This is a genomic window from Candidatus Psyllophila symbiotica (assembly GCF_029910555.1).
Taxonomy (GTDB): Bacteria; Pseudomonadota; Gammaproteobacteria; order Enterobacterales; family Enterobacteriaceae_A.
In genome coordinates, this window is record NZ_CP092142.1 from 215,235 (window position 1) to 231,767 (window position 16,533).

Annotated in this window: 15 protein-coding genes and 2 tRNA genes; 12 read left to right on the top strand and 5 right to left on the bottom strand. The window is 18.9% G+C overall.

Going from position 1 to position 16,533, the window contains the following annotated elements; translation table 11 throughout:
• Nucleotides 1–9 precede the first annotated feature (9 nt).
• Nucleotides 10–1,665 carry a methionine--tRNA ligase gene (gene metG / locus MEJ61_RS01115; protein WP_459563441.1) on the bottom strand — a complete coding sequence of 552 codons (1,656 nt, stop codon included), beginning with the start codon at nt 1,663–1,665 and terminating at the stop codon, nt 10–12.
• Nucleotides 1,666–1,761: 96 nt separating this feature from the next.
• Here metG and sppA point away from each other — a divergent pair, with 96 nt between their 5' ends.
• The 8 genes from sppA to rplT all read left to right on the top strand — a co-directional run bounded on the left by sppA (nt 1,762) and on the right by rplT (nt 8,548).
• Nucleotides 1,762–3,375 carry a signal peptide peptidase SppA gene (gene sppA, locus MEJ61_RS01120; protein ID WP_459563251.1) on the top strand — a complete coding sequence of 538 codons (1,614 nt, stop codon included), beginning with the start codon at nt 1,762–1,764 and terminating at the stop codon, nt 3,373–3,375.
• 155 nt (nt 3,376–3,530) lie between these two features.
• Nucleotides 3,531–4,556, top strand: coding sequence for a PTS mannose transporter subunit IIAB (gene manX, locus MEJ61_RS01125; RefSeq protein WP_459563404.1), 1,026 nt, complete (start codon nt 3,531–3,533; stop codon nt 4,554–4,556).
• Between the two features lie 28 nt (nt 4,557–4,584).
• Nucleotides 4,585–5,385, top strand: coding sequence for a PTS mannose/fructose/sorbose transporter subunit IIC (locus MEJ61_RS01130; protein WP_459563253.1), 801 nt, complete (start codon nt 4,585–4,587; stop codon nt 5,383–5,385).
• Between the two features lie 14 nt (nt 5,386–5,399).
• On the top strand, nt 5,400–6,224 hold the full coding sequence (gene manZ, locus MEJ61_RS01135; protein WP_459563405.1) for a PTS mannose transporter subunit IID: 825 nt from the start codon (nt 5,400–5,402) through the stop codon (nt 6,222–6,224).
• A gap of 157 nt (nt 6,225–6,381) precedes the next feature.
• Nucleotides 6,382–7,335: a thioredoxin-disulfide reductase gene (gene trxB / locus MEJ61_RS01140; protein WP_459563255.1), complete on the top strand. Its 954-nt coding sequence runs from the start codon at nt 6,382–6,384 to the stop codon at nt 7,333–7,335.
• 90 nt (nt 7,336–7,425) lie between these two features.
• Nucleotides 7,426–7,929: a translation initiation factor IF-3 gene (gene infC / locus MEJ61_RS01145; protein ID WP_459563368.1), complete on the top strand. Its 504-nt coding sequence runs from the start codon at nt 7,426–7,428 to the stop codon at nt 7,927–7,929.
• 41 nt (nt 7,930–7,970) lie between these two features.
• Complete coding sequence (gene rpmI, locus MEJ61_RS01150) at nt 7,971–8,171, top strand: 50S ribosomal protein L35 (protein ID WP_459563256.1); 201 nt, start codon at nt 7,971–7,973, stop codon at nt 8,169–8,171.
• A 26-nt stretch (nt 8,172–8,197) separates the two neighbouring features.
• Nucleotides 8,198–8,548 (top strand): 50S ribosomal protein L20, encoded by a 351-nt coding sequence (gene rplT, locus MEJ61_RS01155; protein ID WP_459563257.1) that lies wholly within the window; start codon nt 8,198–8,200, stop codon nt 8,546–8,548.
• 130 nt (nt 8,549–8,678) lie between these two features.
• On the opposite strand, the gene MEJ61_RS01160 is transcribed toward rplT, so the two are convergent.
• The 3 genes from MEJ61_RS01160 to lpdA all read right to left on the bottom strand — a co-directional run bounded on the left by MEJ61_RS01160 (nt 8,679) and on the right by lpdA (nt 10,351).
• Nucleotides 8,679–8,752 (bottom strand) — tRNA-Pro (locus tag MEJ61_RS01160).
• Between the two features lie 54 nt (nt 8,753–8,806).
• Nucleotides 8,807–8,879: transfer RNA gene (locus MEJ61_RS01165), tRNA-His, on the bottom strand.
• A 47-nt stretch (nt 8,880–8,926) separates the two neighbouring features.
• Nucleotides 8,927–10,351 carry a dihydrolipoyl dehydrogenase gene (gene lpdA / locus MEJ61_RS01170; protein WP_459563442.1) on the bottom strand — a complete coding sequence of 475 codons (1,425 nt, stop codon included), beginning with the start codon at nt 10,349–10,351 and terminating at the stop codon, nt 8,927–8,929.
• Between the two features lie 140 nt (nt 10,352–10,491).
• Between lpdA and typA the strand changes: the two genes are divergently transcribed.
• Entirely contained in the window at nt 10,492–12,312 is a 1,821-nt protein-coding gene (typA, locus tag MEJ61_RS01175) for a translational GTPase TypA (protein WP_459563258.1), read from the top strand.
• A gap of 52 nt (nt 12,313–12,364) precedes the next feature.
• Here the strand turns inward: typA and MEJ61_RS01180 are convergent, their stop codons facing one another.
• Nucleotides 12,365–12,880, bottom strand: a complete 516-nt coding sequence (locus MEJ61_RS01180) for a phospholipase D family nuclease (RefSeq protein ID WP_459563259.1) — start codon at nt 12,878–12,880, stop codon at nt 12,365–12,367.
• Nucleotides 12,881–12,907: 27 nt separating this feature from the next.
• On the opposite strand from MEJ61_RS01180, the gene crtY reads away from it, so the two are divergent.
• The 3 genes from crtY to MEJ61_RS01195 are packed head-to-tail and all read left to right on the top strand — an operon-like array spanning nt 12,908 to nt 16,451.
• On the top strand, nt 12,908–14,056 hold the full coding sequence (crtY, locus tag MEJ61_RS01185; RefSeq protein WP_459563260.1) for a lycopene beta-cyclase CrtY: 1,149 nt from the start codon (nt 12,908–12,910) through the stop codon (nt 14,054–14,056).
• Nucleotide 14,057: 1 nt separating this feature from the next.
• Entirely contained in the window at nt 14,058–15,533 is a 1,476-nt protein-coding gene (gene crtI, locus MEJ61_RS01190; protein ID WP_459563406.1) for a phytoene desaturase family protein, read from the top strand.
• 21 nt (nt 15,534–15,554) lie between these two features.
• Complete coding sequence (locus MEJ61_RS01195) at nt 15,555–16,451, top strand: phytoene/squalene synthase family protein (RefSeq protein ID WP_459563262.1); 897 nt, start codon at nt 15,555–15,557, stop codon at nt 16,449–16,451.
• Nucleotides 16,452–16,533 lie beyond the last annotated feature (82 nt).

The window sequence follows — 16,533 nt, forward strand, 5'->3', positions numbered from 1 at the left end:
TTATTAATTTTAAAGTATTTCATTTAATTTTATACGATGGAAAAATTTTTTGAATTTTTTAATTTTATTACCTAATAAAGGTTTTTTAATTCCAATCCAAGTTAATTTTGTGTTTAATAAAAATTCACTTTTAAATGTAAAAATAGGTAATATAGGTTTTAAATATGTTATTAAAATTTTAAATAAATTAATACCTATTGTACATATCATTTGTAATTTATTATTATACAATTTTTTTTTAAATAAATACCATGGTTTTTTAATGTTAATATAAAAATTAGCTAAATCAACTAATTTCATAATTATATTTATAATTATATCAAATTTCATATTTATATATAAATTAGATATATTTTTTGATTCATTTATAAATATTTGGTAGATTTTTGAATACTTTAAAATATTAGATAATTTATTATAATAATAATTATTTATGAAAGATGAATTTCTAGAAATTAAATTAGCTAATTTATTAATAATATCATTATTTATTATTTCTATAAAATTTTTAATATTAAATTCTATATCTTTTATCGAATTTGATAATTTACTAGCATAATAATAACGTAAAAAATCAGAATTTTTTTTTTTAAAATAATAATTTATATTTATATAAGTTTTTTTTGATTTTGATATTTTATTATTATTAATAGTAATATGACCATGCACAAATAATTTTGTAGGTTTTCTTAAATTACTACCTTCTAAAATAGAAGGCCAAAATAAACTATGAAAATATATAATATCTTTACCAATAAAATGATATAATTCAATTTTTGTTTTTTTATACCAAAAATTATCAAAATTTATTTTTTTATTATAATTGCATAAAATTTTAAAAGTCCCTATATAACCTATAAGAGCATCAAACCAAACATAGAAATATTTTTTATTTTCTCCTGGTATTTTAAAACCAAAATATGGATTGTTTCTAGAAATATTCCAAGCTTTAATTTCTTTTTTAAACCATTCTAATACTTTATTTAATACATTATTTTGAATAACTTTTAAATTCAACCAATTATTTATTTTTTTTTTAAATAAAAATAATTTTAAAAAATAATGTGTTGTTTTTTTAATTATAGGTTTTAATCCTGTAATTGTAGATTTAGGTTTAATTAATTCTGTTGATTTATAAAAAGCACCACATATTTCGCAGTTATCACCATATTGATTATATGCATAACATTTTGGGCATTTACCTTTAATAAAACGATCTGGTAAAAAAATTTTTTTTTTAATATCGTATAATTGTTTACAAATTTTTTTTTTTATATATCCATTATGTTTAAGTCTATCAAATAATAAATTTGTTAAAATTTTATTTTCTTTATTATGAGTAAAATAATATTTATCGTATTCAATATTAAATTTTTTAAATTCTATTATATGTGATTTATACATTTCAAAAATTATATTTTTAGGTATAGTTTTTTTAATAATAGCTTTTAACATAATAGCTGTACCATGGGTATCATCTGAACATATGAAATATACTTTATTACCAATTAATTTATTAAAACGAACCCATATATCAGCTTGAATATGTTCTAGTAAATGTCCTATATGAATAAAACCATTAGAATATGGAAATGCGCATGTAATTATCATTTCCTTTTTTTTTTTTTTCATATTATTCCGTATCTTAAAATAATTTAAATTTATTTAATTTGTGTAAATAATAAAATTTAAATAAATTATAAAATAAATTTATATTTTAATATTTTTAAATGTAATTAAGTAATTTATAATAGTAATAATATGAAAATATTATTTTTTTTAATTAAAAATATTCTAAAAATTATATATTATTTATTAAAATTAATTAAAAAATTATTTTTAATAATATTTATTATATTAATAATATTGTTTTTAAATATATATATTAAAAAACCATTACAAAATATTAACGAAAAAACAGCTTTATTATTTAATATTAATGGTATTATTGTTGAAAATAAAAATATTGATAATTCATGGAATAAATTTGGATTTAAATTATGGGATATAAACAATGGGAAAATTATTAAAAATATATTATTTAATATAATTAAAATTATTCGTTTATCAAAAAATAATAAAAATATTATTGGTATAATATTAAAATTAAATAATTTTTTAGGAACAGATCAAATTTCATTAGAATATATAGGTAAAGCATTAAATGAATTTAAAAAAAGCGGAAAACCTGTTTATGCTGTTAGTAATAATTATAATCAATCTCAATATTATTTAGCTAGTTACGCTAATGTAATATATATATATCCTAAAGGTTTGATAGATTTATACGGATTATATAATGATAAATTTTATTATAAATCTTTATTTAATAAATTAAAAATAAATTCTCATATTTTTAGAGTAGGTTTTGAAAAAAATGCAATTGAATCTAATATTTGTGATAACATACCAAACAAAACTAAACAATTAGAAAATAAATGGTTGAAAAAATTGTGGTTAAATTATATTGATGATATATCAAAGAATAGAAAAATAAAATTATGTAATATAATACCTAATATAAATGAATTTTTTAAAAAAACAAATAAAATAAATAATATCAATAAATATAATTTAAAAAAAAAATTAGTTGATAAAGTATTATCTCCTTTTAAGATTAAATCAAATTTTATTAAAATTTTTGGTTTTAATAAATATAAAAATAATTTTAAATTTTTAAATTTTTATAATTATAAAATTAAAGAATCTTTTGAAAAAAGTTATGAAATATCAGTAATTTTTATAAATGGAAAAATTATAAATAGTACAATAATTTCAGAAAAATTAAAAAAAGCTCGTTTAAATCCAAATGTAAAAGCAGTTATTTTAAAAATAAATAGTCCAGGAGGTAATATTATTGCTTCAGAAAATATAAGAATTGAAGTTTCAAATTTAAGATTTTCAAATAAACCTGTTATAACATCTATGGGCAATTTAAGTGCTTCTGGAGGATATTGGATTTCAATACCGTCAAATATAATAATTGCAGATAAGAGTACAATTACAGGATCTATTGGGGTTTTTAATATAATAAATACTTATGAAAAAACTTTAAATTTATTAGGTATAAATTATGATGGATCAAATATTTTTCCTACATTAAATTTTAAAATAAATAAATCATTATCACCTTATACATCTAAACTTATAGAATTAAATATTAAAAATGGTTATGAATATTTTATAAAATTAATTTCTAAAAACAGACAATTAACACCTAAAGAAATAAATAATATTAGTCAAGGACGTATATTTATAGGAAAAGAAGCAAAATATAATAAACTTATAGATAAAATTGGAGATTTTGATGACGCAGTAAAACAAGCTGTTAAATTATCAAAATTAAAAAATTGGCATTTACATTGGATTAATTAAAATTAAAATAATAATTAAATTTAAAATTTTTAATTTTAAAATTTAATAAATATTTATAAAATATTTAAATTATTATTTTATCTTAATTTAAAAATATTATTATTAATAAATATAATATTATTAATTAATTTAATAATTCATTTAAGGAAATAATTTTGAAAGTAGCTATAATAATAACTACACATGGTACTGTTTCTCAAAATTTGTTATTAACAACTGAAATGTTAATAGGTAAACAAAAAAATGTAGCTTGTGTTGATTTTTTAATTGGTGATAATACTGATGATTTATTTAAAAAATATAATGAAACAATTAACACTTTAAATATTAAAGATGGTATTATTTTTTTAGTAGATATTTGGGGTGGTAGTCCATTTAATGTTGCTAGTCGTATTGCAATTAAAAAAAAAAATATCGAAATTATTTCTGGTGTTAATATACCTATGTTAATAGAATTATTTATGGCTAAAGAAGATTGTTTAACACTTGATAAATTAGTTTTAATAGCTCTTAATAATGGCCAAAAGGGAATAAAGTCATTTAAAAATAAAAATGTTTATAAAAATAATAATAATAATAATAATAATAATAATAATAATAATACTAATAATAATAATAATAATAATAATAATAATAATAATAATAATAATAATAATAATAATAATAATATTAATAAAAAACATATGAAAATTGTATTAGCTAGAATTGATGATAGATTAATTCATGGTCAAATTGTAACTAGATGGGTTAAAGAAATAAATATTAACAGAATTATTGTAATAAATGATGAAGTAAATAATGATAATGTAAGAAAAACTTTATTAACACAAGTTTCTCCTCCTGGAATTACAGCACATGTCGTAGGAATTGATAAAGCAATTCGTGTTTGGAATAATCCTAAATATTCTAATGATAATGTAATGTTACTTTTTACAAATCCTAATGATGTTTTAAGAATTATTAAAAAAGGAGTAATAATTAAATCAATAAATATTGGTGGTATGTCATATAAAAAAGGAAAAATTCAAATAAATAATTTTATTTCTGTAGATCATAAAGATATTGAAGCATTTGAAGAGTTAAAAAATTTAGGAATAGAATTAGAAGCCAGAAAAATATCTAGTGATAAAAAAGTTAATATTATGGTTTTAATAAATGCTTCAAAATATATAATAAAATAATTTTTAATTATATAATTAGGAAACATATATGGAAATTAATACGTTACAAATTTGTTTGATTTTTATAGTTTCATTTATTGCAGGTATGGGGGCAGTATTAGATGAATTTCAATTTCATAGACCATTAATTACTTGTGCATTAATTGGATATATATTAGGTGATATTAAAACAGGATTTATTATAGGTGGTACTTTAGAAATGATATCTTTAGGATGGATGAATGTTGGTGCTGCAGTGGCTCCTGATGCAGCTTTGGCTTCTATTATATCAACTATTTTAGTAATTGCTGGTGGTCAAAAAATTGGATCTGGTATAGCATTAGCAATACCATTAGCAGCAACTGGTCAAGTTCTAACTATTATTGTACGTACATTAACAATAGTAATGCAACATGCTGCTGATAACGCAGCAAAAAAAAATAATTTAAAAACAATAAGTTTTATACATATTTTAGCATTAATGATACAAGCTATGAGAATTGCTATACCAACATTAATTTTTATCTTTTCAATTAAATCCCCAAGTGTAAATAATATACTAAATTCAATACCAGAATATATAACAACAGGTTTAAATATTTCAGGGGGTATTATTGTTGTAGTAGGCTATGCTATGGTAATTAATATGATGAGTGCAGCATATTTAATGCCTTTCTTTTATGCAGGTTTTGTTATAGCTGCATTTACAAATTTTAATTTAGTTGCATTAGGAATGATTGGTATTATAATGGCTATTATTTATATACAATTAAATCCTAAATATTATAAGAATAAATATATAAAAAATAATGATATTAAAAATAGTAATATTGATGATGAATTAGATTAAAGGTTATATTGTTTATGTTAAAAAAATTAACTTTTATGGATATTAATAAAGTTATATTGCGTTCAAATTTATTTCAAGGATCTTGGAATTTTGAACGTATGCAAGCTTTAGGATTTTGTTTTTCAATAATTCCAGCAATACGTAGATTATATCCTAAAAAAACAAATGATAGACGACAAGCTATTCAAAGACATCTTGAATTTTTTAACACCCATCCATATATAGCTGCGCCAATTATTGGCGTTATTTTAGCTTTAGAAGAACAAAAAGCTAATGGTTTTAATATTAATAATTCTACTATTAATAGTATTAAAATAGGATTAATGGGGCCATTTGCTGGTGTTGGTGATCCGATTTTTTGGGGTACTATTAGACCTATTTTATCTGCTTTAGGAGCAGGAATAGCAATGAGTGGTAGTTTGTTAGGACCAGTAATTTTTTTTATATTATTCAATATAATTAGATTAACTATGCGTTATTTTGGTGTTTTTTATGGATATAAAAAAGGTTTAAATATTATAAAAGATATTAGTAATGGTGTATTACAAAAAATTACAGAGGGAGCATCTATTTTAGGATTATTTGTAATGGGTGCTTTAGTAAATAAATGGACTCATGTTAATATTCCAATTATAATATCTAAAGTTAATGATTCTTCAGGTAATATTAAAATTACAACAATGCAAAATATTTTAGATCAATTAATGCCTGGTTTAATTCCATTATTATTAACATTTTTATGTATGTGGTTTCTAAAAAAAATAAATGCACTTTGGATAATATTAATTTTTTTTGGAATAGGAATAATTGGTTATAAATTAGGTGTTTTAAGTTTATAAAATTATATATTTATGAATTATTTTTATAAATTCAAATATTGATTTTTAATATATTAAATAATTGTAATAAATATTAATTTAATTTTTAATTTTAATTTTTTTAATTTCAAATTATTAATAATCGTAAATTTAATAGTTTTTATATTTTAAGGTAGTTATGTTAAATAATAAACATAGTAAATTATTAATTATAGGCTCTGGTCCAGCGGGTTATACTGCATCAATATATGGAGCCAGAGCTAATCTTAAACCATTATTAATTACTGGTTTAGAACAAGGTGGGCAATTAATAAAAACTAATACGATTGAAAATTGGCCTGGTGATAAAAAAAAAATTACAGGTCAAAATTTAATGGATCGTATGCGTAAACATGCTGAAAAATTTAATACTAATATTATTTTTGATTTTATTAAAAGTACTAATTTTGCTAAAAAACCCTTTATTTTAATAGGTGAAAAAAATATATATACATGTGATTCATTAATTATAGCAACTGGAGCAACAGCTAAATATTTAGAAATTCCATCTGAAAAGTTTTATAAAGGAAAAGGTATTTCTACTTGTGCAGTATGTGATGGTTTTATATATAAAAATAAAAAAGTTGCTGTAATAGGTGGAGGTAATAATGCAATTGAAGAAACATTATATTTATCTAATATTGCTGAAGAAGTACATTTAATACATAGAAATGAAAAATTTAAAGCTGAAAAAATTTTAATTGACAGATTAAAAAAAAAAATTAAAAGCAAAAAAATTTTTATATATACTAATTATATTGTTAAAGAGATTAATGGTAATAAAGAAATAGTAACTAATATAAACATTGAAAATGTTATTAATAAAAATTATATAAAAAATATTTTAGTTGATGGAATTTTTATTGCAATAGGATATAAACCTAATACCAATATTTTTGATGGTCAATTAAAATTAAAAAATGGTTTTATAAAAGTTAAAAATGAAGAATTTAATAAAACTCAAACAAATATTAGTGGTATTTTTGCAGCAGGTGATGTTATGGATAGAGTTTATCGTCAAGCAATTACTTCAGCGGCAACAGGGTGTATGGCTGCATTAGATGCAGAACGTTATCTCGAAAATATTTTTTAATTTTAAATTTTTTAAAATATAAAATTTATAAAATAATGGAGATTAATTATTAAAATTATTAAAAAATCAAATTTATATTATAATAAAAAAATAAATAATTTAAAATTAAGTAAAGTTAGATTAAATAATGAAAACGGAAAACTTATTGGAATATTTAGTTTAAATGAAGCACTTTTAAAATCAGAAGAATTAAATTTAGATTTAGTTGAAATTAATTCTAATACTACACCTCCTATTTGTAAATTAATGAATTATGGTAAATTTTTATATAAAAAAAAGAGAATTATTAAAAAAAAAAACAATAAAATATTACAAATTAAAGAAATTAAATTTAGACCAGTAACAAATAATAATGATTATATTATTAAAACTAAAAAAATTATTAAATTTTTAAAAAATGGTAATAAAACTAAAATTACTATTAAATTTAAAGGCAGAGAAACAATTCATAAAAATTTAGGAGAAAATATTTTAGAGCGTATTAAAAAAAATATTTGTGATAATTTAAAAATTGCTATTATTGAATCATTTTCTAAAAAATTAGAAAATCAACAATTATTAATGATTCTTGCTCCAAAAAATAATTCAATTTAAAATAATTTATAATTTTAAAATGGATAAAAAAATTTAATTAAATGTTAAAAATTAAAACTATTCGTAGTGCTTATAAACGTTTTATTAAAAAAAAAAAAAATTTTAAAAGAAAACATGCTAATTTAAATCATATTCTTACAAAAAAAACTACAAAACGTAAACGTCATTTGCGTTCTAAAAGTATAGTTTCAAAAAATGATTTGTCTTTAATAAATTCATGCTTACCTTATCTTAAGATTTAAAATTAAAATAATTTAAAAAGGTTAATATGACTCATATTAAACGTGGTGTTATTGCTCATGCTCGTCATAAAAAATATATTAAATATGCTAAAGGTTATTACGGAGCTAGATCTAGAGTTTATAGAGTTGTTTATCAATCAATTATTAAAGCTGGTCAATATGCGTATCGTGATAGAAAACAACGTAAACGTATATTTAGGAAATTATGGATTACTAGAATTAATGCTGCTGTTTGTAAACAAAATTTAAAATATAATAATTTTATAAATGGTCTTAAAAAATTATCAATAATAATAAATCGTAAAATACTTTCTGATATCGCAATATTTGATAAAGTTACATTTAAATTATTAATAAATAAAGTTAAAAATATTTAAAATGAAATACATTAATATTTTTTTATAAATATAATTTTAAAATAAATAATTTAATTAAATATTAAATATATAAAGCTTATTGGTAAAAATATTATAAAATATTATTAAAATTTATATTATTTTAAAAATATCGGCGAGAGAGGATTTGAACCCCTGACCTACTGGTCCCAAACCAGTTGCGCTACCAAGCTGCGCTACTCACCGTTATAACAATTTAATAACACATATTTAATATATTTAATATATTTAATATATTTAGGTGACTAATGGGAATCGAACCCATGACAACTGGAACCACAATCCAGAACTCTACCAACTGAGTTATAGTCACCATTAAATTTTAAAATATTTTAGTTTTATATTTATAAAAATAATTTATTAATTTTTTGGGTTATTATTTGGAAGATCAGTTATTACACCTGAATAAAGTTCAGCGGCTAAGCCTATAGTTTCATTTAATGTAGGATGAGCGTGAATAGTTAATGCAATATCTTCAACATCACAACCCATTTCTATTGCTAAACAAATTTCTCCTAATAATTCCCCCCCATGTGTTCCAACAATTGCTCCTCCAATAATTCTGTTTGTTTTATTTTCAAAAATTAATTTAGTTATACCTTTTTCACAATTTGAAATAATTGCTCTACCAGAAGCTGTCCATGGAAAAATAGAAGTTTTATAATTTATATTATTTTTAAATGCTTTTTTTTCAGTTATTCCCACCCAAGCCACTTCAGGATCAGTATATGCTATTAATGGAATATTTTTTTTATTAAAAATAATATAATTATTACCAGCAATAATAGATGCTGCAATATGGCCTTCGTGTATTGCTTTGTGTGCTAACATAGGTTGTCCAGTAATATCTCCAATTGCAAAAATGTTATTAATATTTGTTCTTAATTGTTTATCAGTTTTTATAAAACCATTGGTTTTTTTAATAACACCTATTTTTTCAATATTTATATTATCAGTATTAGGTTTTCGACCTATAGCAACTAATACTTTATTGTATTTTTTTATTTCTGTATGATTTTTAAATTTTATTTGAACGTATGCAAAATTTTTATTAATTTTTATTTCATTAACAGAAGTATTTAACATTATATTTATTTTTTTATACATAATTTTATATAAAATTTCTGAAATATCTTTATCAGCTTCAGGTATTATTTGATTATTTAATTCAATTATATCTACTTTAGAACCTAATGCATTATATATATAACTCATTTCCATTCCAATTATTCCTCCACCTATTATTAATAATTTAGATGGTATTTCTAATAATTTTAAAGCATCATTTGAATCCCAAATAATTGAATTTTTCTTTAATAAAAATGGTAATTTTATTGGTCTTGATCCAGTTGCTATAATTGCGAAATTAAAAATTAATTCAATTTTTTTTTGATTATTTTCAATTATTAATGTATTAATATCCTTGAATTTAGCAATACCATTAATTATTGTAATTTTTCTAAGTTTTGATAAATTTAAAATACCTTTATTTATTTTATTAATTATATTATCTTTCCATTCTCTAATTTTGTTAATATTATTATTAAAATTACATGATATAATATTTTTAGTAGTTAAAATTTTAATTTCTTCAATAATTTTAGAAATATATAATAAAGATTTAGATGGTATACATCCAACATTTAAGCATATTCCACCTAATTTTTTATAACGTTCTATTATAATAGTTTTAAAACCTAAATCAGCACATCTAAATGCTGAAGAGTATCCAGCTGGACCAGAACCAATTACTACAACTTGAGTTTTAATTGAATTATTCATTATTATTATTTTAATTTTATTTATTTTTAAATAATTGTTTAAATTTATAAAATATATATTAATTTATTATAAGTATTTATAAATTCAAATGAAGTTATAACTATTATATAAATATAAAAAATATATATTTAATGGAATATAATATGAATAAAAAAATAAGAAATATAGCTATTATTGCACATATTGATCACGGTAAAACTACTTTAGTTGATAAATTATTGCAACAATCTGGAATAATTAAAAATAATATTAATTATGAAAGAATAATGGATTCTAATGAATTAGAAAAAGAAAGAGGTATTACTATTTTTTCTAAAAATACTGCTATTATATGGAATGGATATCGTATTAATATTATTGATACTCCAGGACATTCTGATTTTGGAGGTGAAGTTGAAAGAATTTTATCAATGGTTGATGCAGCGGTTTTAATTGTTGATGCTTTAGAAGGTCCTATGCCTCAAACTCGTTTTGTAACACAAAAAGCTTTTTTAAATAATTTAAAAATAATTCTTGTTATTAATAAAATTGATAGACCTGGAGCTCGTCCAGACTGGGTATTAAATAAAACTTTTGATTTATTTGTTAATTTAAAAGCTAATGATGATCAACTTGATTTTCCTGTTATTTATACATCAGCTATAAATGGTATATCTGGTATTGATTATAAAAATATGAAAAAAGATATGGTACCTCTATTAAAAACAATTATTAATGATGTATCTCCTCCTAAAAATAATATTAATAAAAAATTACGTATGCAAATCTCACAATTAGAATATAACAATTATTTAGGTACAATTGGCATAGGAAGAATTAAAAGTGGTAAATTATATAATAATCAACCGGTTATTATTATTAATAAAGAAGGTAAAATAAGAAACGCAAATATTTGCAAAATAATCAGTTATTTAGGTTTAAAACGTATCGAAATAGAAAATGCATATGCTGGAGATATTGTTGCAATAACAGGTTTAGGTAATTTAAATATTTCAGATACTATATGTGATATTAATAATATTAAACCAATACCTCCGCTTTTAATTGAAGACCCTACTATAACTATGTTTTTTAATGTTAATGATTCACCTTTTAGTGGTATAGAAGGGAATTTTATAACTTCAAGACAAATTTTAAAGAGATTAAAAAAAGAAACATTAACTAATGTATCATTAAAAGTAGAAGAAACAAAAGATACTAATACATTTAAAGTTTCTGGGAGAGGTGAATTACATTTGTCAATTTTAATTGAAAATATGAGAAGAGAAGGATTTGAATTATCTGTTTCTAGACCTAAAATTATTACAAAAAAAATTAATAATATTATAAAAGAACCGTTTGAAAATTTATTATTAGATATTAAAAAAAAATATCAAGGCGTAATTATAAAATCTTTAGGTAAAAGAAAAGGAATTTTAAAGAGTATAATACCATATACTAAAGAACAAATTAGATTAGAATATTTAATATCTTCACGTAATTTAATAGGATTTAGATCTGATTTTATAACAATAACTAATGGTTCAGGATTAATGCATTCTGCTTTTAGTCATTATGATAATATTTGTAACAATGAAATTAATAAAAGATCTAACGGTGTATTAATATCTAATAATAAAGGTAAATCTCTTGCGTTTGCATTATTTAATTTGCAAAATAGAGGTAAATTATTTATAAATCATGGTGAAAAAGTTTATGAAGGTCAAATAATTGGAATAAATTCTCGCTCAAATGATTTAACGGTAAATTGTATAACTGGTAAAAAATTAACAAACATGAGAGCAGCAGGCTCAGATGATGCAATAACATTAATTACACCTATTAAAATTACTTTAGAAAAAGCAATACAATTTATAGAAGATGATGAATTAATTGAAATTACACCTAAATCTATTCGTTTACGAAAAAAATATCTTAAAGATAGCGAAAGAAAACGTTTTAACCGTATTTTTAAAAAAAAATAAAATTATTAATTTTAATATAATTTTAATTTATAAATTGTTATATTTAATAATTTTAAAATTTAATTGATTCTTTCCATAAAATATTAAATTCATTTTTATAAATTTTAGTAATATTATATATATTTTTAATTAAGATAACATTCTCTGCGTTTCTGTATATAGCATTATTGGTATAATTAAATGAACCAGTTTCAACTGAATTGTTATCAATAATCATAAATTTATTGTGCATTATTGAATATTTATTATTTAATTTAACTTTTATATTATGTTTTCTTAAATATTTAATTATTGTATATTTTCCAGTATTTGATTTTTTATCTACAACAACACGTATTTTAACTCCTCTGTTGTATGCTTTGTTTAATAGAATAGCTATAGGTTTATTTGTAAATGAATAAGCTGCAATATCAATAGTTTTTTTTGAATTATTTATTGATTTTAAAATTATATTTTCAGCTGTTTTACCAGGTGAAAAACCTACCTCTATATTTATTAAATTATATTTAAATTTAAAAAAAAAAAAAATAACTATTATAAAAATAAAATTAATTATTTTTTTAACCATAAAATATTATGTTATAAATTATTTTGCATGACATTTATAAATAATAAATACGATATAATTTTTATAGGCGCAGGGTTATCAAATAGTTTAATTGCTTTAAATTTATTAAAAAAAAATTTAAAAGTTTTAATAATTGATTCAAACAATAAATTAAATAATAATCATACATGGTCATTTTTTGAAAATATTATATTTAAAAATAAAAAAAATTGTATAAATAAATTAATATTTAATAAATGGAATTATTATAAAATAAAATTCCCAAATTATACAAAAATTTTTAAAAATAATTACTTTTGTATTAAATCTAATTTTTTTTTTAATTATTTAAAAAAAAAATTAAAACAAAACCTTATATTAAATACTTATATTACAAATTATGGTAAAAATTTTGTTCAATTAAGTAATGGAAATATTTTATATTGTAATTTAATAATTGATGGAAGAGGTTATTATCCTAAAAAAAATGAAAAATTAGGAATGCAATTATTTTTAGGTCAAGAATGGATTCTTAAAAAACCTCATAATTTGATTTACCCAATAATTATGGATTCTACTATATGTCAAAAAAAAAGTTTTCATTTTATTTATATTATTCCATTGTCAAAATATAATTTATTAATAGAAGATACTCATTATATTAATAATAATATTTTTAAAACAAATTTATTAAGAAATAATATTTTTAAATATATTAAAAAAAAAAATTGGATAATTAAAAAATTAAAAAGCGAAGAACAAGGAATTATTCCAATAAAACTTAAAAATTATAAAAATAAAATTTTTAAAAATATAATTTTAAATGGTTTAAAAGGTAATTTTTTTCATGCAACAACTGGTTATTCTTTATATATATCATTAATTTTATCAAATAAAATTTTAAAAATAAATAATTTAAATTATAAAAAAATATTAAATGAATTTAATTATTTATCAAAAAATATTTATAAAAATCAAAAAAAATATATTTTATTAAATAAAATTTTTTTTTTATTAATTAATACAAATAAACGCTATAAATTAATTCAAAAATTTTATAATTTACCTGAAATATTAATTAAAAAATTTTACATAGAAAAAATAAATTGTTTTGATATAATAAAATTTATGTCATTCAAACCACCTATTTCATATTTTAAAATTTTTTGTTTTTTAATAAATAAATATTTTATTTAAAATGGAAAAAGCAATAATTATTGGTTCTGGAATAGGAGGAATAGCAGTAGCTATTAGACTTCAATCTAAAGGAATTAATACTTTAGTAATTGAAAAACAAAAAAAACCTGGAGGATGTGCAAATATTTATAAAGAAAAAGGTTTTACTTTTGATACAGGTCCTACAGTTATTACTGATCCTAATTCTATTAAAGAAATTTTATCTATTCAAAAAAATAAAAAATACAATATTAAATTATTACCAGTTAAACCATTTTATAAAATATTTTGGAAATGCGGTAAAACATTTATTTATAATAATAATCAAAAATTATTAGAAGAACAAATTAAAAAATTTAATTTTAATGATATATTTGGATATCGTAGATTTTTAAATTATTCCGATAGAATTTTTACAGAAATATATAATAAATATATTGATAAACCATTTTTATTTAAAAGTAATATATTAAATATTTTTTCTAAATTTAAAATTTTAAATATATTAGATAATATATATAATAAAATATCAACTTATATAAATGATAATCATTTAAGACAAGTTTTTTCGTTTCATTCATTATTAATAGGTGGTAATCCTTTTCAAACTTCTTCAATTTATACTTTAATACATTCATTAGAACGTAAATGGGGAGTTTGGGTTCCTAAAGGTGGAATGTATTCTTTAATTAAAGCTATGTTAAAATTATATAAAGATTTAGGTGGACAAATAATATTAAATACAACAATTTGTAATATTGAAGTTAATAAAAATATGATTAAAAAAGTTTATTTAAATAATGGTAAATTTTTAAAAACTAGTTTAATAATATCAAATTCTGATATTATAAATACATATAAAAATATATTAAATAAACATTACAAATCTAAAATTTATGGTTATTATTTAAGTAATAAAAATATTAGTAATTCATTATTTATAATTTATTTCGGAATAAAATGTAATTATAATAAATTTTCTCATCATTCTATTTTTTTGGGGTCAAATTATAAAAAAATAGTTAATAATCTTTTTAACTATAAAAATTTAATTAAAGATTTTTCAATTTATTTACATTCACCTTGTAAAACAGATAATTCATTAGCACCAATAGGATGCGAAAGTTATTATGCATTATTACCTGTTCCTAATTTAGGTATTTCAAATATAAATTGGTTAATTGAAGGTCCTAAATTAAAATATAGAATATTAAAATATATAGAAAAATATTATATGCCTAATTTATTTAAAAATATAATAATTTCAAAATTTTTTACACCATTAGATTTTAATAATGTATCAAACAATTTTAATGGAACTTCATTTTCAATATCACCAAATTTATTACAAAGTGCATTATTACGTATACATAATAAAGATAAAATTTTAAAAAATTTATTTTTTGTAGGATCAGGGACTCATCCAGGAGCTGGAATACCTGGAGTACTTAATTCTGCTAAAATAACTTCTGAAATTATAATTAAAAATTTAGTTTAATTTTTAAAAATTTAGGAATATATGATTAATGATATTAAAAAAGGATCTAAAAATTTTAATTTTTCATGTTTTTTTTTAAATAGTACAGTAAAAAAAAATATATTAATTTTATATTCTTGGTGTCGTTATTGTGATGATATCATTGATAACGAAATTTTAGGATTTAAAAAAAAAAAAACCAAAAAAAAATTTTTACATATTTATAATTTTATATTAAATACGCAAAAAATTTATTGTAATTTAAAAATAAATGAACCACATTTTAATAAATTAAAAGCAATAATTTATAAATATAATATTTCTCCAATTTATATATTTGATCATATTGAAGGTTTTACAATGGATTTAAAAAATCATTTTTATGAAACATTTGAAGATACATTAAAATATTGTTATCATGTAGCTGGAGTAATTGGTATAATTATTGTTAAAATTATTATTAAAAATTATAATAATAAAATTTTAGATTATGCTTGTAATTTAGGTATAGCTTTTCAATTAATAAATATTTCTAGAGATATTTTATCAGATTATAAAAATGGACGTTGTTATTTACCTAATTGTTTATTTAATAAATTTAATTTAAATAAATTCAATTTTTTTAAAAATAAAAAAATTAATTATTTAATTATTATAACTAAAAAAATAATAAATCAATCTGAAATATTTTATAAATCTTCAATTAATGGTTTATTAAAATTACCTATTAGATCATATTTTTCTATAATAATTGCATATAATATATATAAAAAAATAAGTATTAAAATTATTAAAAAAAAAAAAAAAGCTTTAGAAAAAAGACAAAAAATTAATATTTTTGAAAAATTTTTAATTGTAATAAATATAATTACTAAAATATTTAAAAATAATAAAAAAAATCCTCCTAAAATTTTTTGGAAAAGACCATTTAGAAATTAAATTTATAATAATAATATAATTTATATAATTAAATAATAAATATTTATTACATTAAATATAAAATATATTTTAAAAAGTTTTT

Coding starts and splice junctions, on each gene's coding strand:
- manZ (WP_459563405.1), top strand. CDS start 5,400: ATGTTAAAAAAATTAACTTTTATGGATATTAATAAAGTTATATTGCGT.
- sppA (WP_459563251.1), top strand. CDS start 1,762: ATGAAAATATTATTTTTTTTAATTAAAAATATTCTAAAAATTATATAT.
- rplT (WP_459563257.1), top strand. CDS start 8,198: ATGACTCATATTAAACGTGGTGTTATTGCTCATGCTCGTCATAAAAAA.
- MEJ61_RS01180 (WP_459563259.1), bottom strand. CDS start 12,880: ATGGTTAAAAAAATAATTAATTTTATTTTTATAATAGTTATTTTTTTT.
- crtY (WP_459563260.1), top strand. CDS start 12,908: ATGACATTTATAAATAATAAATACGATATAATTTTTATAGGCGCAGGG.
- trxB (WP_459563255.1), top strand. CDS start 6,382: ATGTTAAATAATAAACATAGTAAATTATTAATTATAGGCTCTGGTCCA.
- MEJ61_RS01195 (WP_459563262.1), top strand. CDS start 15,555: ATGATTAATGATATTAAAAAAGGATCTAAAAATTTTAATTTTTCATGT.
- rpmI (WP_459563256.1), top strand. CDS start 7,971: ATGTTAAAAATTAAAACTATTCGTAGTGCTTATAAACGTTTTATTAAA.
- MEJ61_RS01130 (WP_459563253.1), top strand. CDS start 4,585: ATGGAAATTAATACGTTACAAATTTGTTTGATTTTTATAGTTTCATTT.
- typA (WP_459563258.1), top strand. CDS start 10,492: ATGAATAAAAAAATAAGAAATATAGCTATTATTGCACATATTGATCAC.
- crtI (WP_459563406.1), top strand. CDS start 14,058: ATGGAAAAAGCAATAATTATTGGTTCTGGAATAGGAGGAATAGCAGTA.